Source organism: Mycobacterium sp. NGS35 (assembly GCF_059812855.1).
On record NZ_JCALDL010000002.1, the window covers coordinates 32,793 to 53,149 of the forward strand.

Genomic DNA, 20,357 nt, shown 5'->3' on the forward strand with positions numbered 1-20,357 from the left:
CTGTCAGCCCGCGACTGGCCCGTACGGGTTCGGCACCCGCCCGCCGCTGACCTGCGCTAGCAGCGGCAGCGTGGAGAACGTGACGGCGGGCAGCCGCAACTGCTCGCCCGAGGTCAGCTCGGCCCGTGCCCAGGCGCCCTTGACGAAGCGCAGCCCCTTGACGTCCGACCACGACACCGTGCGCGAGCCCACAAGCGTGCGGGCCGTGACCGTCTGTGCATCGGCCACCGTGCGCAGCCGCACGATCATCACCGACGCGAGCACCGGGAGGGCCAGCAGCGGCGCGGTCAACGGCACGGCGAGCACCACGGCCAGCAAGCCCACCGCGGCGAAAGCAGAGGCCACATGTGCCATCGGCGAAAGCCGCAGCACGACGGGGGCGCGGTGGTCAGGGTCGTCGGTGCTCATTGCGCCATCATCGCACCAGCGGTGGAATTTGACGGTTGACCAGTGCGGAAGCTAACGTCAGAGGCTATGCAGGCCCATGGATTGCTCGTAGTAATTGGTCGGCGCGTCTGTGCATAGCCGGTTATAGCGAGCATCCACCGACGCGCAACCCTCGCAGCAGCTGACGCTGACGGGGGTTTTTTCTTGCCCATCGTCGAATTCAACAGGACTGAAGAGGACATCGTGAGCGCACCCACCACGCGACCGCAGCAGTGGTCCGCGGCCGAGCATCCGCCCAACGGCGGGGCTGACACGGCGGGCCATCGTGCCGCCACTACGAAAAGAGTTGCGCCGCAACAACTCACGGGAGCCCAAGCGGTTGTGCGCTCTCTCGAGGAGCTGGGCGTCGACGTGATCTTCGGAATCCCCGGCGGCGCAGTGCTTCCCGTGTACGACCCACTGTTCGATTCGCGCAAGCTGCGCCACGTGCTGGTGCGCCACGAGCAGGGTGCCGGCCACGCCGCCAGCGGCTATGCCCACGCGACCGGACGTGTCGGTGTGTGCATGGCCACCTCCGGCCCTGGCGCCACCAACCTGGTCACGCCGATCGCCGACGCGCAGATGGACTCCATTCCCGTCGTGGCGATCACCGGTCAGGTCGGGCGGTCGATGATCGGCACGGACGCCTTCCAGGAGGCGGACATCTCGGGCATCACGATGCCGATCACCAAGCACAACTACCTGGTCAACAATGGCGACGACATCCCGCGCGTGATCGCCGAGGCGTTCCACATCGCGTCGTCGGGCCGTCCGGGCGTGGTGCTTGTCGACATCCCGAAAGACGTACTGCAGGGCCAGTGCACGTTCAGCTGGCCGCCGGCGATGGAGCTGCCCGGCTACAGGCCGACCACCAGACCGCACGCCAAGCAGATCCGGCAGGCGGCCAAGCTGATCGCGGCTGCTCGCAAACCGGTCCTGTACGTCGGCGGCGGTGTGATCCGCGGCGACGCCAGCGCCGAACTGCGGGAGCTGGCGGAGCTGACCGGCATCCCGGTGGTCACCACGCTGATGGCGCGTGGCGCGTTCCCGGACAGCCATCCTCAGCACCTGGGCATGCCGGGTATGCACGGCACCGTGGCCGCAGTGGCGGGTCTGCAGCGCAGTGACCTGATCATCGGGCTCGGCGCCCGCTTCGACGACCGCGTCACCGGCAAGCTGTCGTCGTTCGCGCCGGAGGCCAAGGTGATACACGCTGACATCGACCCGGCCGAGATCGGCAAGAATCGCAACGCCGACGTGCCGATCGTCGGTGACGTCAAGGCGGTCATCATCGAGCTCACCGAGGCGTTGCGCAAGCTGGGCCACCGCGGCGATATCCACGATTGGTGGACGTACCTGCAGGGTGTGCAACGCACGTATCCTCTCAGCTACGGTCCGCAGAGCGACGGCAGCCTGAGCCCCGAATACGTGATCCAGACGCTGGGCAAGATCGCCGGACCCGACGCCGTGTACGTGGCCGGCGTGGGGCAGCACCAGATGTGGGCCGCTCAGTTCATCTCTTATGAGAAGCCGCGCACCTGGATCAACTCCGGTGGCCTCGGCACCATGGGCTACGCCATCCCCGCGGCGATGGGCGCCAAACTGGCACGCCCGGACGCCGAGGTCTGGGCGATCGACGGCGACGGATGCTTCCAGATGACCAATCAGGAGCTGGCCACCTGTGCTATCGAAGGCGCGCCGATCAAGGTCGCCATCATCAACAACGGCAACCTGGGCATGGTGCGCCAGTGGCAGACGCTGTTCTACGACGAGCGTTACAGCCAAACGGATTTGGCCACCCACTCGCACCGCATCCCCGATTTCGTGAAGCTGGCCGAGGCACTGGGTTGTGTCGGATTGCGGTGCGAGCGTGAAGAAGACGTGGCCGACGTGATCCAGCAGGCGCGTGCGATCAACGACCGGCCGGTGGTGATCGACTTCATCGTCGGTGCCGACGCCCAGGTGTGGCCCATGGTCGCGGCCGGCACCAGCAACGACGAAATCCAAGCGGCACGGGGCATCAGGCCGCTGTTCGACGAGGAGGATCTGGTCTAGTGGCCATCTCCACGCACACGCTGAGCGTGCTCGTCGAAGACAAACCCGGCGTTCTGGCGCGCGTCGCATCGCTGTTTTCGCGGCGTGGCTTCAACATTCAGTCGCTGGCCGTCGGCGCCACCGAGCAGAAGAACCTGTCGCGGATGACGATCGTCGTGGCCGTCGAGGACATGACGATCGAGCAGGTGAGCAAGCAGGTTCACAAGCTGATCAACGTCATCAAGGTGGTCGAGCAGGATCCCGCGAACTCGGTCGACCGCGAGCTGGCCATGATCAAGGTGCGCGCCGATGCGGGCACGCGTAGTCAGGTCATCGAGGCGGTGAACCTGTTCCGCGCCAAGGTGATCGACGTATCGACCGAGTCGTTGATCATCGAATGCACCGGCACGCAGGAAAAGCTCGACGCGCTGCTGCGCGTGCTCGAGCCGTACGGCATCCGGGAGATCGTCCAGTCCGGTGTGGTCTCCATGACCCGTGGTCCGCGCAGCATCACCCAGCGGTAAGCAGAAAACAGAAAGAGAAATTGCACTGATGGCAGTTGAGATGTTCTACGACGACGACGCCGACCTGTCGATCATCCAGGGCCGCAAGGTTGGCGTCATCGGCTATGGCAGCCAGGGACACGCGCACTCGCTGAGCCTGCGCGATTCGGGCGTCGAGGTGAAAGTAGGTCTGCGCGAAGGCTCTAAATCGCGGGAGAAGGTGGCCGAGCAGGGTCTGGAGGTCGGCTCTCCGGCTGAGGTGGCCAAGTGGGCCGACGTGATCATGCTGTTGGCGCCCGACACCGCGCAGGCGGACATCTTTTCCAGCGACATCGAGCCACATCTCGAAGACGGCAATGCGCTGTTCTTCGGGCACGGCCTGAACATCCACTTCGGGCTGATCAAGCCGCCCGCGAACGTGACCGTCGGCATGGTGGCGCCCAAGGGGCCGGGCCACCTGGTGCGCCGCCAGTTCGTCGACGGCAAAGGTGTGCCGTGTTTGGTTGCGGTGGAACAGGATCCGAAGGGCGAAGGTCTGGCTCTTGCGCTGTCGTACGCGAAAGGCATCGGCGGTACCCGCGCGGGCGTCATCAAGACGACGTTCAAGGACGAGACCGAGACCGACCTGTTCGGTGAGCAGGCGGTGTTGTGCGGCGGCACCGAGGAACTGGTGAAGACCGGCTTCGACGTGATGGTCGAGGCGGGGTATGCACCCGAGCTGGCGTACTTCGAGGTGCTGCACGAGCTGAAGCTGATCGTCGACCTGATGTACGAGGGCGGTATCGCGCGGATGAACTACTCGGTGTCCGACACCGCCGAATTCGGCGGGTACCTGTCGGGCCCGCGGATCATCGACGCGGCCACCAAGGAGCGAATGAAGCAGATACTGGCCGAGATTCAGGACGGCACGTTCGTCAAGAAGCTGGTCGCCAACGTCGAGGGCGGCAACAAGGAGCTCGAGGAACTGCGCAAGCGCAATGCCGAGCACCCCATCGAGGTCACGGGTAAGAAGCTGCGCGCGCTGATGAGCTGGGTGGACCGGCCGCTGACGGACACCGCATAGGCGGTGTGCGTTGTGGATTTCGGTGCGCTAGCGTGCGTTGAGCGCCGGTAAGCGCACCGAAATCGCCTTGATGCCGAACTCGCGGCGCAGCGCCGTGCGGGCCGCGTAATAGCCCGACATCCCGTGCACCCCGGCGCCCGGCGGCGTCGCCGAGGAGCACAGGTACACACCGGGAAGCGGTGTGGCCCAAGGGTTCAGCCGCGCCACCGGCCCGGCGAGCGCCCGCCACGCGTCATTACCGCCGACGGCGATGTCGCCGCCGACGTAGTTCGCGTTGTGGGCGACCATCCGCGCGGCAGGCACGCTGCGGGCGGCGACGACGACGTCGCGGAACCCCGGTGCGAAACTCTCGACGACCGCGGTGACGGCCTCGGTTTGGTCCACCGTCGAGCCTGCCGGCACATGCGCGTAGGTCCAGAACGGCCGTTGGCCGGCGTCGTCGATGCGCGACGGATCAACCACGTGCGGTAGCGCTGCGAGCACCATCGGCCGCTCGGCATGCCGGCCGGCGGCCACTTGCGCCTCGGCGTAGGCCATGTCGGTTCGGTCGCCGCCGAGGTGAAAGGTGACCGCAGATGCAAGCCTCGGGTCCGACCACGGCACGTCGTCGGACAGGACGAAGTCGACCTTGGCCACACCCGACCCGAAACGGTACTGCCGCAAGCTCTTTGCGTACCGCGACGGCAGCCGCGAACCGTAGATTCTCAGCAGCGCGGTGGGTGCCGTGTCGAACAGCACCACGCCCTCTGGCGGCTCGGTCACCTCGGTATCGGTCGTCAGCACCCCGCCGTGCTCCCGCAGATCAGCGATCAACGCGTCGGCGATCGCTTGGCTGCCGCCGACCGGTATCGGCCAGCCCACCGAGTGGCCGAGGCTGGCGAGCAGCATCCCGGCGGCCGCCGATGTGATCGACGGCAGAGGGGAAATCGTATGTGCGGCAACGCCAGTGAACAACGCCTCGGCATCGCGGCCGGCGAAGGTAGCGTTCCATGCGGAAGTACCTTGCCACGCCATTCGCAGCCCGAGCCGCAGCAGCGTCAGCGGATCCGCGGGCAGCGACCGCTTGTCGCCGAGCAGGAACTCGACCACCCTGTCGGCTCGGCGCACCAGCGGTTCCAGCAGCCGCCGCCACGACTTGCCGTCGTCGAGCCCTTCGGCGGTGCGGTCGAGATCGCGGTAGGCGATCGCAGCGGGCCGGCCGACGAACGGGTTCGCGTACGAGATTTCCGGCACTTCCAGCTTCACGCCCCGAGCGGTCAGGTCGAATTGCGCGAAGAACGGTGACCCCAGCGCCAGCGGATGCACCGCCGAGCAGACGTCGTGGGAGACGCCAGGGTAGTCGGGGTCGACGAGCGTGCGGGCGCCGCCTCCGAGCGTCGGTTGCGCCTCCAGTACCTGCACCGACAGCCCTGCGCGTGCACAGACGACAGCTGCTGCCAACCCATTGGGGCCACTGCCCACCACGGTGACGTCCACCCGCCAAGTAGACCCTATTAGGCTGGCCGAGTGAGCCTGCCTGTTGTGTTGATCGCCGACAAACTCGCCGAATCGACTGTCGCCGCGCTGGGCGACGAGGTCGAGGTCCGCTGGGTCGACGGACCCAACCGGGAGAAGCTGCTGGCCGCCATCCCCGAGGCCGACGCACTGCTGGTGCGTTCGGCCACCACGGTCGACGCCGAGGTACTCAATGCCGGCACCAAGCTCAAGATCGTCGCGCGTGCCGGAGTCGGCCTGGACAACGTCGACGTCGAAGCCGCCACCGCGCGCGGCATCCTCGTCGTCAACGCGCCGACGTCGAACATCCACAGCGCCGCCGAGCATGCGATCGCGCTGCTGCTGGCGGCCGCCCGGCAGATCCCGGCAGCCGACGCCTCGCTGCGCGAACACACCTGGAAGCGCTCGTCGTTCAACGGCACGGAGGTCTTCGGTAAGACGGTCGGCGTGGTGGGACTCGGCCGCATCGGCCAGCTCGTCGCTCAGCGCCTCGCAGCGTTCGGCACCAAGGTGGTGGCTTACGACCCGTACGTGTCGCACGCGCTGGCCGCTCAGCTGGGTATCGACTTGTTGACCCTCGACGAGCTGTTGGGGGTGGCGGACTTCATTTCGGTGCATCTTCCGAAAACCCCTGAGACGGCGGGGCTGATCGGTAAGGAGGCGCTGGCGAAGACGAAGCCGGGCGTGATCATCGTCAACGCCGCGCGCGGTGGGCTGGTCGACGAACAGGCATTGGCCGAAGCCATCGCGAGCGGACATGTTCGCGGCGCCGGGCTCGACGTCTTCGCGAAAGAGCCGTGCACCGACAGCCCGCTGTTCGAGCTGCCGCAGGTCGTCGTCACGCCCCACCTCGGTGCGTCGACGGTCGAGGCGCAGGACCGCGCCGGCACCGACGTCGCCAGGAGCGTGAAGCTCGCGCTTGCAGGCGAATTCGTGCCCGATGCCGTGAACGTCGGCGGCGGCGTGGTCAGCGACGAAGTCGCGCCGTGGCTGGACCTGGTGCGCAAGCTGGGACTGCTGGTCGCGGCGTTGTCGCCCGAACTGCCGGCGTCGGTATCGGTTCAGGTGCGCGGTGAGCTTGCCTCCGAAGACGTTGGGGTGCTTCGGCTTTCGGCATTGCGCGGCCTCTTCTCCGCGGTGATCGAGGATCCGGTGACGTTCGTGAACGCCCCGGCGCTGGCGGCCGAGCGCGGCGTGGAAGCAAGCATCAGCACCGCACCGGAAAGCCCCAACCACCGCAGCGTCGTGGACGTGCGTGCGGTCACCGCCGACGGTTCTGTGGTCAACGTCGCCGGAACCCTGTCGGGTCCGCAGCTGGTGGAGAAGATCGTCCAGATCAACGGCCGCAACTTCGATCTGCGGGCAGAGGGCGTGAACTTGATCATCAACTACATCGACCGGCCCGGAGCGCTGGGGCGGATCGGCACGCTGCTGGGTGAGGCGAACGTCAACATCCAGGCGGCGCAGCTGTCGGAAGACGCAGAAGGTCCGGGCGCGACGATCCTGCTGCGCCTCGACCGGCGCCCGCCCGACGAGGTGCTGTCGTCGATCGCGCCGGCCGTCGGCGCGAATCTGCTTGAGGTGGTGGACCTCTCGTGAGGCTGGCGATCATTGCCGGCGACGGGATCGGGCCGGAGGTCATCGGCGAGGCCGTCAAAGTGCTCGACGCCGTGGTTCCCGATGTCGAGAAAACGCACTACGACCTCGGCGCTCGGCGATACCACGAAACAGGTGAGGTGCTGCCGGAATCGGTGCTCGACGAGTTGCGCGGTCACGACGCAATCCTGTTGGGCGCCATCGGCGATCCGTCGGTACCCAGCGGTGTGCTCGAACGGGGGCTGCTGCTCAAGATCCGCTTCGCCCTGGACCACCACATCAATCTGCGCCCCGCACGGCTGTACCCCGGTGTGAGCAGTCCGCTGGCCAGCAAGCCGGACATCGATTTCGTGGTGGTCCGCGAGGGTACCGAAGGGCCCTACACCGGCACGGGCGGGGCGATTCGGGTCGGGACCCCGCACGAGATCGCCACGGAGGTGAGCGTCAACACCGCTTACGGTGTGCGCAGGGTGGTCCAGGACGCTTTCGCGCGGGCCGCGGGCCGCCGCAAACAACTCACTCTGGTGCACAAGAACAACGTGCTGACGTTCGCCGGCGATTTGTGGTGGCGGACGGTGCAGGAGATCGGGCAGGAGTATCCCGACGTCGAAGTGGCCTATCAGCACGTCGATTCCGCGACGATCCACCTCGTCACCGATCCCGGTCGGTTCGACGTGATCGTGACCGACAACCTGTTCGGCGACATCATCACCGATTTGGCGGCCGCTGTGTGTGGCGGCATCGGTCTAGCGGCCAGTGGCAACATCGACGCCACGCGCAAGAACCCGTCGATGTTCGAACCGGTGCACGGCAGCGCCCCCGACATCGCCGGCAAGGGGCTCGCCGACCCGACCGCCGCAGTGATGTCGATCGCGCTGCTACTCGACCACGTCGGCGAACCGGATGCTGCTGCGCGCGTGGACAAAGCGGTCGAGGGGCATTTGGCCAGCCGCGGCGACGCGACGTTCTCCACGACGGAGATCGGCGAGCGCATTCTGGCGCTGCTGTAGGAGGGTCAGCCGTTGGCTTCGGGCAGTGCCGTCGACGCCGTCTTCACCGGAACCAGGGGCAGCGCAATCAACGGAAAGATCGCGCACACTGCGAAGGCAAGGGGATAGCCGGCAGCGCTGATCAGGCCGCCGAACAGAGGTGGCGCGATGCCTGCCGTCAGCAACTGGCTGGTGTTCTGGGTGCCGAGCGCGCGGCCGCTCCAAAACGGACCGGCAATCTCGGCGATCGCGGTGAACGCCAGGCCGTTGTCGCTGACCGTGATCACCGAGGCGACGATCATCACGGCGACCGCTAGCGGAGATCTCAGGTGGTCGGTGAGGGCCAGCGCCGCCATCGCGGCCGCCGCGCCGACAGCGATCGAGCGGATGGGCCGAAGCCGCGATCCCACTCGGTCCGACCAGCGGCCCGCCGCGATCCGGCCAGCAGCGCCGAGCACCTGCGCGGCCGTGACCAGCACGCCTGCCGCGCCCGCCGACCAGCCACGGTCGGTCATCAGCCACACCAGCGTGAAGGTCCACACCACCACCTGCGGCACCACAAGAAGCACCGAGACCGCGTGGATGCGCCACAGGACCGAGGAGTCCCGGTAGGGGTTGGCCAGGTCGCGCTGGGCCGCGTCCTCGCGCGGGGGGCGCGGTGGGTCCAGCACGCCCACGGCGCTGACCACCGCCGAGAGCGCGCACACGACCGCGGGAAAAAGCAGGGCCGCACCGATGCCGTGGCCATGCGCAAGCCGCGGAATCACCAGTGCACCCAACGCAACACCGAGCGGCTGTGCGGTTTGCCGGATGCCCATGGCGAGGCCGCGCTGCTCAGCGGGGAACCAGCCGACCACCAGTCGGCCACTGGCAGAGTTGCTACTCGCCGCCGCCATTCCGCCTAGCAACAGGAAAACGCCCGTGAGTACCAGCCCGTGCGATGCGGCTGCGGCGAACGAGGCGGCGGCCGTCAAGGCCGAACCGACTGTGAGGACCAGTCGCTCACCGAGGCGGTCGACCGCGTACCCCCACGCGATCAGCGTGACCACCATGCCGATGCTGGGCATCGCGGACAGCAATCCGGCGTCGGCGAGGTCGAGTCCGCGACGTTCGTGCAACGTCGGGATGAGGAATGCGACGCCGTTGATGAACACGTTGGCGAACATGGTCGACGACAACGCGATTGCGAGCATCGTCCAGCGTCGTGCGGTGCCGATCGAGTGGGTGCTCACCGGCCTATCGTCGCACCGATGTCCCATGATGTTGAATTAGGTTCTTACTATGTGGGAACCAGAGGCCTGCGCAGCGCATGCTCACCCGCCGTTAGGCTGTTCGGAATGCGCCTTGGTCGAATAGCCAGCCCGGACGGCGTCGCGTTCGCCGCGATCGAAGGGCACGACGACGACGCGGTGGCACGTGAAATCGCCGAGCACCCGTTCGGCACGCCGACGTTCACCGGCCGGCAGTGGCCGCTGGCGGACGTGCGACTGCTGGCGCCGATCTTGGCCAGCAAGGTGGTCTGCATCGGGAAGAACTATGCGGCGCACATCGAGGAGATGGGCGGCGGGCAGGTCGACGACCCGATCATCTTCATGAAGCCCAATACGGCGATCATCGGACCGAATGTGCCGATCCAGCTGCCGGCGAACGCGGATCCGGTGCACTTCGAAGGTGAGCTGGCCGCCGTGATCGGGCGGCCGTGCAAGGACGTTCCCGCCGCTCGGGCCGCCGAGAACATCCTCGGGTACACCGTCGCCAACGACGTGACTGCGCGCGACCAACAGCGCAAAGACGGACAGTGGACGCGCGCCAAAGGCCATGACACGTTTTGTCCGGTCGGGCCGTGGATCGCTACGGATGTCGACCCGTCAGATCTGGCGATCCGTACCGAGGTGAACGGTGAGGTCCGCCAAGACAGCCGCACGTCGTTGATGATTCACGACGTCGGGGCGATCATCGAATGGGTGTCGGCAGTGATGACTTTGCTGCCCGGTGACCTGATTTTGACCGGAACGCCCGACGGTGTGGGGCCGATCGAACACGGCGACACGGTCAGCGTGACAGTCGAAAGCATCGGGACATTGACGAATCCCGTTGTGCGCAAGGGGAAGTCATGAGCGACATGGATGCTCTTCGCGGAAGCGGTTCATCGACCCGGGTGCGTTTCTGTCCGTCGCCAACCGGGGTGCCGCATGTGGGGCTTATCCGCACCGCACTGTTCAACTGGGCTTATGCGCGCCACTGCGGCGGGGTGTTCGTGTTTCGCATCGAGGACACCGATGCCCAGCGCGACAGCGAGGAGAGTTACCTGGCGCTGCTCGAGGCGCTGCGGTGGCTCGGTTTGGATTGGGACGAAGGGCCGGAAGTTGGCGGCCCGTATGGCCCGTACCGGCAGTCCGAGCGGCTCGAGGTCTACCGCGACGTCCTGCACCGGCTGCTCGAGACGGGGGAGGCATACGAGGCTTTCTCGACCCCCGAGGAGGTCGAGGCGCGACATGTGGCTGCTGGGCGCAATCCCAAACTGGGATACGACAATTACGACCGCGACTTGACGGAGGCCCAGCGCGCGGCGTACCGCGCAGAGGGTCGGCGCCCGGTGGTGCGGTTGCGCATGCCCGACACCGAGCTCGGCTGGCACGACCTGGTGCGCGGTGAAATGTCCTATGCCGCAGGAAGTATCCCGGACTTCGCGTTGACCCGGGGCAACGGAGAACCGCTGTACACGCTGGTCAATCCGGTCGACGACGCACTGATGAAGATCACCCATATACTGCGGGGGGAGGACCTGATGCCGTCCACCCCGCGCCAGATTGCGTTGTACCAGGCGCTGATGCGGATCGGCGTCGCAGATCGTCTGCCCGAACTCGGTCACCTGCCAACGGTTCTCGGCGAGGGCACGAAGAAGTTGTCCAAGCGCGACCCGCAGTCCAACCTGTTCGCGCACCGCGAGCGTGGCTTCATTCCGGAAGGCCTGCTGAATTACCTTGCGCTGCTGGGCTGGTCGATTGCGCCGGACCGCGACGTGTTCACGCTCGCCGAGATGGTGTCCGCGTTCGACGTCGCCGACGTCAACGCTAACCCTGCCCGGTTCGACCAGAAGAAGGCCGACGCGATCAACGCTGAGCACATCCGGCTGCTCGATCCGGAGGATTTCACAGCGCGGCTGCGCCGTTTCTTCGCCGAGCGCGGATACGCACTCGGGCTGACCGACGAGCAGTTCGGTGAGGCAGCGCGACTGGTGCAGACCCGCATTGTCGTGCTGGGGGACGCGTGGGGATTGCTGAAGTTCTTGAACGACGACGCCTACGTCATCGACGAGAAGGCGGCTGCCAAGGAGCTCGGCCCGCAGGCGGGCCCGGTGCTGGACGCGGCGGTGCCTGCGCTCGATGCGGTCGGGGAGTGGTCGGTGGACGCCGTCGAGGCCGCGCTGAAGGGCGCGCTGATCGACGGTCTAGGCCTCAAGCCGCGGAAGGCGTTCGGGCCGATCAGGGTGGCGGTGACCGGCTCGACGATCAGCCCGCCGCTGTTCGAGTCGCTGGTGCTGTTAGGGCGTGAGCGCAGCCTCGAGCGGTTGCGCGACGCCCGGGGCCTCGTGGCCAGTGCCGGGGAATGAGAGGGCGAGCTCAGATGTTTGATAACCTGCACGTCGGCCCGTAATTGCCGGTCGGCTTCGTCTATTAGGGCGCTGACCAGCGATGATGGCCACCATTGGGGTATGGTGTAATTGGCAACACAGCTGATTCTGGTTCAGCCGTTCTAGGTTCGAGTCCTGGTACCCCAGCGCGTCGCGGATTAGTGTCCGCGTCGGTGCGTCGGTTATGCTGGCAACCCGGTTTGTTCACGGCCCCGTCGTCTAGCGGCCTAGGACGCCGCCCTCTCACGGCGGTAGCGTGGGTTCGAATCCCATCGGGGCTACAAATGCGGCGTTGCCGTCAGCGGCCATAGCATGACCATCTGACATTTCCGCTGCTCCGAATCGTTCTTCGCCGCAGGTCATTTCGGTTGGGGACAAGTAGTCGGACTGAAGCGATAACATTCGCTCATGTGTTCGAATACGGTGGTTGCGGCGTTGGACCGGCTGGAGGCCGCGGCCGACGCATTGGCGGGGCTGTCGTTCGACGCGTTGCCGGAGCTCGACTGTGTGGCGGTCATGGAGCGGCTCACGACAATCATCCGCAAGTGCTCGGCACCTCAGTACGAACTGATCAACCAGCGCGCTGTGCCGTCCGATATAGGCGGGCCGCTGGCGCGGGCCGCTGGCTGACCGGCTCAGAATCCGGCCCTCGGCGGCGCGGCGGATGATCGCCGAAGCCGCACAGGTGGGGGCATCGGCGCACGATCACCGGTGAGCGGCTCGCGCCGCGCTGGCTCACCACCGCAGGCCAGGTGCGGGCAGGGACGATCGGTCAAGAGCATCTGGCGGTGATCCGTCAGTTCTTTCACGAGTTGCCGGGCGCCTCTCCGGCCGAGGCGCGAGAACATGACGAGGCCATGTTGGGGGCGATGGCCGCCGACTTGCGGCCCGATCAGTTGCAAAAGGCAGCGGAGCGGATGGCGGCGCTGACAAACCCCGACGGCCATTTCTCCGAAGCCGACCGCGCCCGCAAGCGCGGCTTCCGGTGGGGGCCACAACGATGCGACGGGATGACCAGGGGCACGCTCGTCGCTGATCCGCAATTGCGTGCAACGTTGGATGCGGTGATCGCCAAGCTCGGCGCACACACCGACCACAGGCTCCACGACGAAGGCTGGAGCGCCCACCTCAACGACAACGGCATCGTCGAATGGACGCCCCCGCCACACCTGCGCCGAAAACCCGTCACCAACAATTACTTTCATCCCCTTCGCTATCTCGAAGGAGAAAACGATGACGATCCGTAGGCGTGAAATCGCGATCCGAGATCAGAGCCGACGATTGACTGCTACGCGTTCGGTGCCGTCGATCCGGCCAGCGGCATTGGAGGCATCCCCAGCTTCCGGTGATCCCATGAGCGAACGCGCTTGACAGCCAACCGAATTGCGATTCGCTTTTTCATCATCATGTCCACCGCCGGCTTCGCCTCGTCGGTGTACGGGCCGGTGTAGCGTTCCCAGACACTGACGCCGACGCGGAAGATCGCGTCCGGATCGTCGACGATTTCGCCGGTGCCTTCGAACGACACGCCACGCAGCGTGTCGTACGTGTCGCCGTCCTCCAACAAAAACGTGATGCGGGGATCGCGGCGCACATTGACAGCCTTCTGCGACTTGGCTTTCGTCTCGAACCAGATCTCGCCGTCGACGACGCCGTACCACATCGCCGTCAGGTGCGGTTGTCCGTCGCGTCCGATGGTGGCCAGCGTTCCACTACGGCTCTTGGCGACGAACTCGTCGATCTCGGCCTGCGACATCACAATCTGCGCCCGTTGGTTAGTGCCCATGGCGGTCAGTCTGTCAGGCGATCAGAGCCGCCGCGTCAGCGCCTCGGAGGCGGCCAGAAGATCGGCGGCCCAGCGTGCGCCGGGCCGCCGGCCCATTCGGTCGATCGGGCCGGACACCGACACAGCAGCAATGACGTTGCCCCGGCCGTCGCGCACGGGTGCCGAAACACTGGCCACCCCCGGCTCGCGTTCGGCCACACTTTGCGCCCACCCGCGGCGGCGGACGTCAGCCAGGGTCCGCTCGGTGAACTTCGCCGACGGCAGCACCGCCTGCTGGGTGGCCGCATCGCTATATGCCAACAAGACCTTCGCGCCGGAGCCTGCGGTCATGGGCAGCCGTGTGCCCACCGGAACCGTGTCGCGCAGCCCCGCAGGCGGTTCCATCGCGGCGACGCACACCCGCCAGGTTCCCTCGCGCCGGTACAGCTGCACGCTCTCGCCGGTGAGCTCGCGCAGCCGCGGCAGCACTGCCGCACCAGCGGCGACAAGCGGATCCGCCGCCTGCCCTGCCAACTCGCTCAGCGCGGGGCCCAGTCGCCACCGGCCCTGGCCATCGCGGGCAAGCAGCCGATGCTTTTCCAAGCCGGCGGCCAGTCGGTGAGCTGTCGCGCGCGGCAGCCCGGTGCGTTCGCACAACTCCGCCAGCCCGCACGGGGCATCCGCCACGGTGTGCAAGACCCCCACCGCTTTGTCGAGCACTCCGATGCCGCTATCCTGTCTCATATCGAGATACTAACGTCCCAGATTGTGAGATAGCTAGTCATGAGCCCTGATCGCCCGCGCACGATGGCAGAGAAGGTGTGGGACGCGCACGTCGTCGCCCGTGGATCGGGCAGTGGCGCCTCGCGCGAGCCCGACCTGATCTACATCGACATGCACTTCATCCACGAGGTCACCAGCCCGCAGGCTTTCGACGGGCTACGTCTTGCCGGACGAAAGGTGCGGCGGCCGGATCTGACGATCGCGACCGAGGACCACAATGTGCCGACGGTCGACATCGACAAGCCGATTGCCGACCCGGTCTCGCGCACTCAAGTGGAGACGTTGCGCCGCAACTGCGCTGAATTCGGCATCCGCCTGCATCCGATGGGAGATGCCGAGCAAGGCATCGTCCACGTCATCGGTCCGCAACTCGGTCTCACGCAGCCCGGCATGACGATCGTCTGCGGCGACAGCCACACGTCCACGCACGGCGCCTTCGGCGCGTTGGCCATGGGCATCGGCACATCGGAAGTCGAACACGTTCTGGCTACGCAGACTTTGCCGTTGCGGCCGTTCAAGACAATGGCGGTGAATGTCGACGGCCAGCTGCCGCCCGGTGTTTCCGCCAAAGACATCATCTTGGCGGTGATCGCCAAGATCGGAACGGGTGGCGGCCAGGGATACGTCATCGAATACCGGGGCAGCACCATCGAATCGCTGTCGATGGAAGCCCGGATGACCATCTGCAACATGAGTATCGAGGCCGGCGCACGCGCAGGCATGGTGGCACCCGACCAGACGACCTACGACTATCTGCGCGGCCGCCCGCATGCGCCGTCGGGCGACCAGTGGGATCTCGCGGTCGCCGAATGGGACCGGCTGCGCACCGACGACGGCGCCGAGTTCGACACCGAGGTGTACATCGACGCTTCCACGTTGAGCCCGTTTGTCACCTGGGGTACCAATCCCGGCCAAGGCGTTCCCCTGTCGGAGGCAGTGCCCGACCCGGAGTTGATGACCGACGAGGACCAGCGCCGCGACGCGGAAAAAGCGTTGACGTACATGGACCTTCGCCCCGGTACGCCAATGCGCGACATCGCCGTCGATGCGGTGTTCGTCGGGTCCTGCACGAACGGGCGAATCGAAGATCTGCGGGTGGTCGCCGACGTGTTGCGCGGCCGGAAAGTCGCCGACGGCGTTCGGATGCTCGTGGTGCCAGGTTCCATGCGGGTGCGCGCGCAAGCCGAATCCGAAGGACTGCACGAGATATTCACCGCTGCCGGAGCGGAGTGGCGTCAGGCCGGCTGCTCGATGTGTCTGGGCATGAATCCGGATCAGCTCGCGCCCGGCGAGCGGTGCGCGTCGACGTCGAACCGCAATTTCGAGGGCCGCCAAGGCAAGGGCGGCCGGACACATTTGGTCTCACCGGCGGTTGCCGCCGCAACCGCCGTCCGCGGCAGATTGTCCGCCCCCGCGGACCTGAACTGAATTCTGAGGAGATCAGCCAATGAAAGCGTTTCGTACCCACACCGGGATCGGAGTTCCGCTGCGGCGGTCCAACGTTGACACCGACCAGATCATCCCCGCGGTGTATCTGAAACGAGTCACCCGAACCGGATTCGACGACGGCTTGTTCGCCGCCTGGCGCAACGATCCCAATTTCGTATTGAACATCGCACCGTTCGACAAGGGGTCGGTGTTGGTGGCCGGCCCCGACTTCGGCACGGGTTCGTCCCGCGAGCATGCGGTGTGGGCTCTGATGGACTACGGCTTCCGGGTGGTGATCTCGTCGCGATTCGCCGATATTTTCCGCGGCAATGCGGGTAAGGCTGGCTTGCTGGCAGCCGAAGTCGCCCAGCCGGATGTCGAACTGCTCTGGAAGCTGATCGAGCAGAATCCGGGCTTGGAAATCACTGTCAATCTTCAAGATCGGACAGTGGCAGCAGCAACCGTGGTGGTGCCGTTCACGATTGACGACTACACCGCCTGGCGGCTGCTCGAAGGACTCGACGATATAGGCCTTACGCTGCGGAAAGTCGATCAGATCGAAGCCTTCGAAGCGGCTCGGCCGGCGTGGAAACCAACCACGTCGGCGGCGATCTGAGCGATCAAGATCGGCCAAATCGGCGGCGTCGCCCGCCGTTTCGGCGCCTTCCGACCACCTGCCAAGCGCGGCAAGCGGATTGCGGATAATTCGTCCGAATTTGCCTGAAATTGCGCGTGGCTCTTGGAAATCAGCAGGTCGAGGGTTTACCGTGTCCTCTAGTCGGTCCGGATTGGGACCGCTGGCTTCGGAGGGTATGCATGAACAAGGCAGAGCTCATCGACGAACTGACAAAGAAATTGAGCTCGGATCGTCGCCACGCGACAGAGGCCGTGGAAGGTGTCGTCGACAGCATCGTGCGCGCGGTGCAGAAGGGCGAAAGCGTCACCATTACCGGTTTCGGTGTATTCGAACAGCGTCGCCGCGCGGCGCGCGTCGCGCGCAATCCGCGCACCGGTGAAACGGTCAAAGTGAAGCCGACTTCTGTTCCGGCTTTCCGTCCCGGCGCACAGTTCAAGGCGATTGTGTCTGGCGCACAGCGACTCCCGGCCGAAGGTCCAGCGGTGAAGCGCGGATCGAGTGGAGGCGGTCGCTCGGGCAGGAAGGCTGCCGCGTCGAAGGCAACCAAGCGTGCGCCAGCCAAGAAGGCCACGGCGAAGAAGGCGGCCAAGAAGGCGCCCGCCAAGAAGGCCGCAACCAAGCGGACCGCTACTAAGTCGGCCGCCAAGAAGACCACCGCGACGAAGGCGGGGACCAAGCGGACGGCCACCAAGTCGGCCGCCAAGAAGAGCCCCGCAAAGAAGACTGCTGCGAAGTCAACCGCGCGCAAGGCCACCACCAAGCGGGCGGCCACCAAGGCGCCGGCCAAGAAGACTGCGGCCAAGAAGGCTCCGGCCAAGCGCGGCCGCAAGTAGATTCACCGACGCTGACCGCCGCGGGTGCGAAACGCCCGCGGCGGTTTTGCGTTGCCGGCAGCTACGTGCCGTCAGTGCGGCGCTGGGCTCGGGATGTGGTCAGCGGCGACGAGCTTGCCGCCGTGCAGCGACAGCACCCACGTACTGCCCTTGGCGTTTCGGCTCTTGGCCGGCCGGATCCCGTCGCGCTCACACCACCACTGGATGAGGTCCGGAATGACCTTTCCTTGACTGCAAATCACCGGAGTGCCGTCCTGCTCGACGATTTCCAGTACGCGCCGACGCGCTTTGTCGCGATCATGCCAATAGGCTTCTTCGGTCAGCGTGGGCTCTGCGGCGATTTCGGTGTGCAGCTCGTCGGCAAGGGGTGCAACCGTCTGGATGCATCGAGCACGATCCGCGGCGTACACCGAGGTGGGGCCGAACGCGAGCAGCTGGCCTACCAGTAATTCGGCTTGCGCGCGACCGTGCTTGTCCAGCGGCCGCTTTCGGTCGTCACCCTTGTACCGCTTTTTGCTGCCCGCTGTGCCGTGGCGGACGATCAGCACTGTCTTCGTGTCCGGGGGCAGCTCGCCGAAGCGCCGCAAGATTTTCCGGTCATGGGGATAGGACACCTTGCCCATCGCGTCGGTCGCCGACAGCCACACGAGGTCGTCGACTTCGCCGTTGGGCGTGAAGTGCCCGCCCAGACCACGCGCGGCCCAGTACCGCACACGTTTGATGCCCTCGTCGATCGGATAGCGCACCGTGCCCAGTGCGCGCCCCAGATGAGCGAGTTGGCCCGTCTCCTCGAAGACTTCGCGCACCGCTGCCGCCGGTTCGGTCTCACCCGGATCCAATTTGCCCTTGGGCAGGGACCAGTCGTCATAGCGGGGCCGGTGGATCAATGCCACTTCGATGTCCGCAGAGCCGTCGACAAAACGCCACAGCACCGCACCGGCTGCACGAATCGGTTTTGCCATCAGGGATGCCGGTGCCGCTCCATCAGCGAGACCTGGTGATCACGCACGCTATGACCTGCCTGAGGTGCCGCAGTCCATTGACCGTCGGATCCGAGTTCCCAGCAGCGCGTCGACGGATCCAGCGCCGAGGTGAATATGTCGTTGAGTTGGGCGGTCAACTTGGGGTCCTTGACCTGAGCCAGCACCTCGATGCGCCGGTCGAGATTGCGGTGCATCATGTCGGCGCTGCCGATCCAGTACTCGTCGATTGCATTGAAGTGGAAGATACGTGAGTGTTCGAGGAAGCGGCCCAGAATTGAACGCACGCTGATGTTTTCGGAGTAACCGGCAGCCCCTGGCCGCAATGCGCAAATGCCGCGGACCACCACCTCGACCCGCACGCCGGCCCGCGATGCCCGGTACAGCGCATCGATCACCTGCTCGTCGACAAGCGCATTGGCTTTGAGCCGGATTCGGCCCTGCGCACCCGCGCGCATGGCGTCGACTTCACGCTCGATCCGCTCGATGATCCCTTTTCGCACCCCATACGGCGCGACCAACAGGTTGCGGTACGACACCTTGCGCGAGTATCCGGTCAGCGAGTTGAACAGGTCGGTCAAGTCTGCGCCGATGTCCGGTGCGGCAGTGAGCAGACCGATGTCCTCATACAGCCGTGCGGTTTTCGGGTTGTAGTTGCCGGTGCCGACGTGACAGTAGCGCCGGATGACCGATCCCTCGCGGCGCACTACGAGGCAGGTCTTGCAGTGCGTCTTCAATCCGATGAGTCCGTACACCACGTGCACGCCCGCCTGCTCCAGCGTGCGGGCCCATTTGATGTTGGCCTGCTCGTCGAACCTGGCTTTCAGCTCGACCAGCGCCACCACCTGCTTGCCGGCTTCCGCGGCATCGATCAACGCGTTGACTATCGGTGAATCACCTGACGTGCGGTACAGAGTTTGCTTGATGGCCAACACATTCGGATCCGCGGCCGCCTGTTCGATGAAGCGCTGCACGCTGGTGGAAAACGAGTCGTACGGGTGATGCACCAGCACATCGCCGTCGCGCAGAGTGGAGAAAATGCTCTTGGGTGTTTCGCGTTCACCGAACGCCGGGTGCGTCGCCGGGACGAACGGAGGGTCTTTGAGCGCCGGGCGATCGACGCCGTAGATCTGCCACAGCGACGACAAATCCAGCAGGCCTGGAACTTCGATCACGTCGCCCGGGTCGACTTCGAGCTCACGCAATAGCAACTCGAGCATGTGCTCGGTCATGTCGTCCGAGACTTCCAACCGCACCGGGGAACCGAACCGCCGCCGGGCCAGCTCGCGCTCGAGGGCCTGCAGCAGGTCTTCGTCGCGGTCCTCTTCGACCTCGAAATCAGCGTTGCGAGTGATGCGGAACGCGTGGTGCTCGACGATTTCCATGCCTGGGAACAGCACAGTCAGGAATGCCGCGATCAGCTCTTCCATCGGCAGGAAACGCACGGCGCCGTCGACGCCGCGGCGGCTGCCCAATTCGACGAACCGGTCGACGTTGTCGGGCACTTTGACTCGCGCGAAGTGTTGGCCGCCGTCCTCGGGATGCTTGACAGTGATCGCCAAGTTGAGGCTTAGGCCGCTGACGAACGGGAAGGGGTGTGCGGGGTCGACCGCCAGCGGCGTCAGCACCGGGAAGACTTGTTCGTGGAAGTAGGTGGACAACTCGGCGCGCTCGACGTCGTCGAGGTCGTCCCACGTGACGATGACGATGCCCTCTTCGGCGAGCGCCGGGCGGACCGAGTCCAAGAACACTCTGGCGTGACGGATCGCGAGTTGCTGGGTGCGTTCGCCGATCCGTCGCAGCTGTTCCCGCGGCGACAGCCCGTCGGCCGAGCGAACGGACAGTCCCATTTCGTCGCGGCGTTTGAGCCCGGCCACTCGCACCATGTAGAACTCGTCGAGGTTGGACGCGAAGATCGCCAGGAACTTGGCGCGTTCGAGCAGGGGCAGCGACGTGTCGTCGGCCAACGCGAGGACACGGCCGTTGAAGTCCAGCCAGCTCAGTTCTCGGTTGAGGTACCGGTCGTCGGGCAGGGCATCGACGACCTCTTCCGCGGTGGCCGCCGGCGGCGCCTCCGGGGCTGAGTCAACCGCGCCAGGCCTGGCAGCGGAGCGCCACTGTGTTTCTGGCGCACTGACGTCGGCTTCGGTTTCAGTCACCCTGTCGATCATTCCTCATCGGCGGCCGGACGG

The 20,357-nt window shown here is 65.9% G+C and carries 19 protein-coding genes and 2 tRNA genes; 14 read left to right on the forward strand and 7 right to left on the reverse strand.

Translation table 11 applies throughout. The features are described 5' to 3' along the window. Positions 1-3: 3 nt before the first annotated feature. The gene (locus AC5Y4C_RS05075) at positions 4-408 is read right to left on the reverse strand and encodes a PH domain-containing protein (RefSeq protein WP_499908001.1); all 405 of its coding nucleotides are present in this window, start codon (positions 406-408) and stop codon (positions 4-6) included. A gap of 222 nt (positions 409-630) precedes the next feature. Here AC5Y4C_RS05075 and AC5Y4C_RS05080 point away from each other — a divergent pair, with 222 nt between their 5' ends. Genes AC5Y4C_RS05080 through ilvC form a run of 3 tightly spaced genes read left to right on the forward strand, consistent with a single transcriptional unit; the run spans position 631 to position 4,026 of the window. Further along, on the forward strand, positions 631-2,481 hold the full coding sequence (locus AC5Y4C_RS05080; RefSeq protein WP_499963200.1) for an acetolactate synthase large subunit: 1,851 nt from the start codon (positions 631-633) through the stop codon (positions 2,479-2,481). Beyond that, positions 2,481-2,984, forward strand: coding sequence for an acetolactate synthase small subunit (gene ilvN, locus AC5Y4C_RS05085; RefSeq protein WP_499908003.1), 504 nt, complete (start codon positions 2,481-2,483; stop codon positions 2,982-2,984). Before AC5Y4C_RS05080 ends, ilvN begins: the two co-directional genes overlap by 1 nt. 40 nt (positions 2,985-3,024) lie before the next feature. Next, positions 3,025-4,026 (forward strand): ketol-acid reductoisomerase, encoded by a 1,002-nt coding sequence (gene ilvC / locus AC5Y4C_RS05090; protein WP_499914189.1) that lies wholly within the window; start codon positions 3,025-3,027, stop codon positions 4,024-4,026. 27 nt (positions 4,027-4,053) lie between these two features. On the opposite strand, the gene AC5Y4C_RS05095 is transcribed toward ilvC, so the two are convergent. Next, entirely contained in the window at positions 4,054-5,502 is a 1,449-nt protein-coding gene (locus tag AC5Y4C_RS05095) for a phytoene desaturase family protein (protein WP_499963198.1), read from the reverse strand. Between the two features lie 30 nt (positions 5,503-5,532). On the opposite strand from AC5Y4C_RS05095, the gene serA reads away from it, so the two are divergent. Both serA and AC5Y4C_RS05105 read left to right on the forward strand, forming a co-directional pair. Beyond that, positions 5,533-7,119: a phosphoglycerate dehydrogenase gene (serA, locus tag AC5Y4C_RS05100; protein ID WP_499914179.1), complete on the forward strand. Its 1,587-nt coding sequence runs from the start codon at positions 5,533-5,535 to the stop codon at positions 7,117-7,119. Beyond that, entirely contained in the window at positions 7,116-8,126 is a 1,011-nt protein-coding gene (locus AC5Y4C_RS05105) for a 3-isopropylmalate dehydrogenase (protein ID WP_499908006.1), read from the forward strand. The genes serA and AC5Y4C_RS05105 overlap by 4 nt, the downstream gene beginning before the upstream one ends. A 5-nt stretch (positions 8,127-8,131) precedes the next feature. On the opposite strand, the gene AC5Y4C_RS05110 is transcribed toward AC5Y4C_RS05105, so the two are convergent. Further along, entirely contained in the window at positions 8,132-9,364 is a 1,233-nt protein-coding gene (locus AC5Y4C_RS05110) for an MFS transporter (RefSeq protein WP_499963196.1), read from the reverse strand. Between the two features lie 78 nt (positions 9,365-9,442). Here AC5Y4C_RS05110 and AC5Y4C_RS05115 point away from each other — a divergent pair, with 78 nt between their 5' ends. From AC5Y4C_RS05115 to AC5Y4C_RS05140, 6 genes are all read left to right on the forward strand, one after another. Further along, positions 9,443-10,222, forward strand: a complete 780-nt coding sequence (locus AC5Y4C_RS05115; protein ID WP_499963194.1) for a fumarylacetoacetate hydrolase family protein — start codon at positions 9,443-9,445, stop codon at positions 10,220-10,222. A gap of 5 nt (positions 10,223-10,227) precedes the next feature. Then, positions 10,228-11,718 carry a glutamate--tRNA ligase gene (gene gltX, locus AC5Y4C_RS05120; protein ID WP_499963255.1) on the forward strand — a complete coding sequence of 497 codons (1,491 nt, stop codon included), beginning with the start codon at positions 10,228-10,230 and terminating at the stop codon, positions 11,716-11,718. Positions 11,719-11,814: 96 nt separating this feature from the next. Next, positions 11,815-11,886: transfer RNA gene (locus tag AC5Y4C_RS05125), tRNA-Gln, on the forward strand. Positions 11,887-11,947: 61 nt separating this feature from the next. Next, positions 11,948-12,020, forward strand: a tRNA-Glu gene (locus AC5Y4C_RS05130). Positions 12,021-12,147: 127 nt separating this feature from the next. Next, complete coding sequence (locus AC5Y4C_RS05135; RefSeq protein ID WP_499963192.1) at positions 12,148-12,369, forward strand: hypothetical protein; 222 nt, start codon at positions 12,148-12,150, stop codon at positions 12,367-12,369. Between the two features lie 74 nt (positions 12,370-12,443). Beyond that, the gene (locus AC5Y4C_RS05140; protein ID WP_499963253.1) at positions 12,444-12,986 is read left to right on the forward strand and encodes a DUF222 domain-containing protein; all 543 of its coding nucleotides are present in this window, start codon (positions 12,444-12,446) and stop codon (positions 12,984-12,986) included. A 41-nt stretch (positions 12,987-13,027) separates the two neighbouring features. Here the strand turns inward: AC5Y4C_RS05140 and AC5Y4C_RS05145 are convergent, their stop codons facing one another. Both AC5Y4C_RS05145 and AC5Y4C_RS05150 read right to left on the reverse strand, forming a co-directional pair. Next, positions 13,028-13,525 carry a pyridoxamine 5'-phosphate oxidase family protein gene (locus AC5Y4C_RS05145; protein ID WP_499963190.1) on the reverse strand — a complete coding sequence of 166 codons (498 nt, stop codon included), beginning with the start codon at positions 13,523-13,525 and terminating at the stop codon, positions 13,028-13,030. A gap of 21 nt (positions 13,526-13,546) precedes the next feature. Further along, positions 13,547-14,248, reverse strand: a complete 702-nt coding sequence (locus AC5Y4C_RS05150) for an IclR family transcriptional regulator (RefSeq protein WP_499963188.1) — start codon at positions 14,246-14,248, stop codon at positions 13,547-13,549. A 39-nt stretch (positions 14,249-14,287) separates the two neighbouring features. Here AC5Y4C_RS05150 and leuC point away from each other — a divergent pair, with 39 nt between their 5' ends. The 3 genes from leuC (at position 14,288) to AC5Y4C_RS05165 (ending at position 17,185) form a co-directional block, all read left to right on the forward strand. Continuing rightward, positions 14,288-15,715: a 3-isopropylmalate dehydratase large subunit gene (leuC, locus tag AC5Y4C_RS05155; protein ID WP_499963186.1), complete on the forward strand. Its 1,428-nt coding sequence runs from the start codon at positions 14,288-14,290 to the stop codon at positions 15,713-15,715. Between the two features lie 19 nt (positions 15,716-15,734). Beyond that, positions 15,735-16,331 carry a 3-isopropylmalate dehydratase small subunit gene (leuD, locus tag AC5Y4C_RS05160; protein WP_499908013.1) on the forward strand — a complete coding sequence of 199 codons (597 nt, stop codon included), beginning with the start codon at positions 15,735-15,737 and terminating at the stop codon, positions 16,329-16,331. 200 nt (positions 16,332-16,531) lie between these two features. Then, positions 16,532-17,185, forward strand: a complete 654-nt coding sequence (locus AC5Y4C_RS05165; protein WP_499908083.1) for an HU family DNA-binding protein — start codon at positions 16,532-16,534, stop codon at positions 17,183-17,185. A 71-nt stretch (positions 17,186-17,256) separates the two neighbouring features. Here AC5Y4C_RS05165 and mutT1 read toward each other — a convergent pair whose 3' ends face one another. Further along, complete coding sequence (gene mutT1, locus AC5Y4C_RS05170; protein ID WP_499963184.1) at positions 17,257-18,147, reverse strand: 8-oxo-(d)GTP phosphatase MutT1; 891 nt, start codon at positions 18,145-18,147, stop codon at positions 17,257-17,259. Further along, on the reverse strand, positions 18,147-20,336 hold the full coding sequence (locus tag AC5Y4C_RS05175; RefSeq protein WP_499908015.1) for an RNA degradosome polyphosphate kinase: 2,190 nt from the start codon (positions 20,334-20,336) through the stop codon (positions 18,147-18,149). The genes mutT1 and AC5Y4C_RS05175 overlap by 1 nt, the downstream gene beginning before the upstream one ends. Positions 20,337-20,357: the final 21 nt, after the last annotated feature.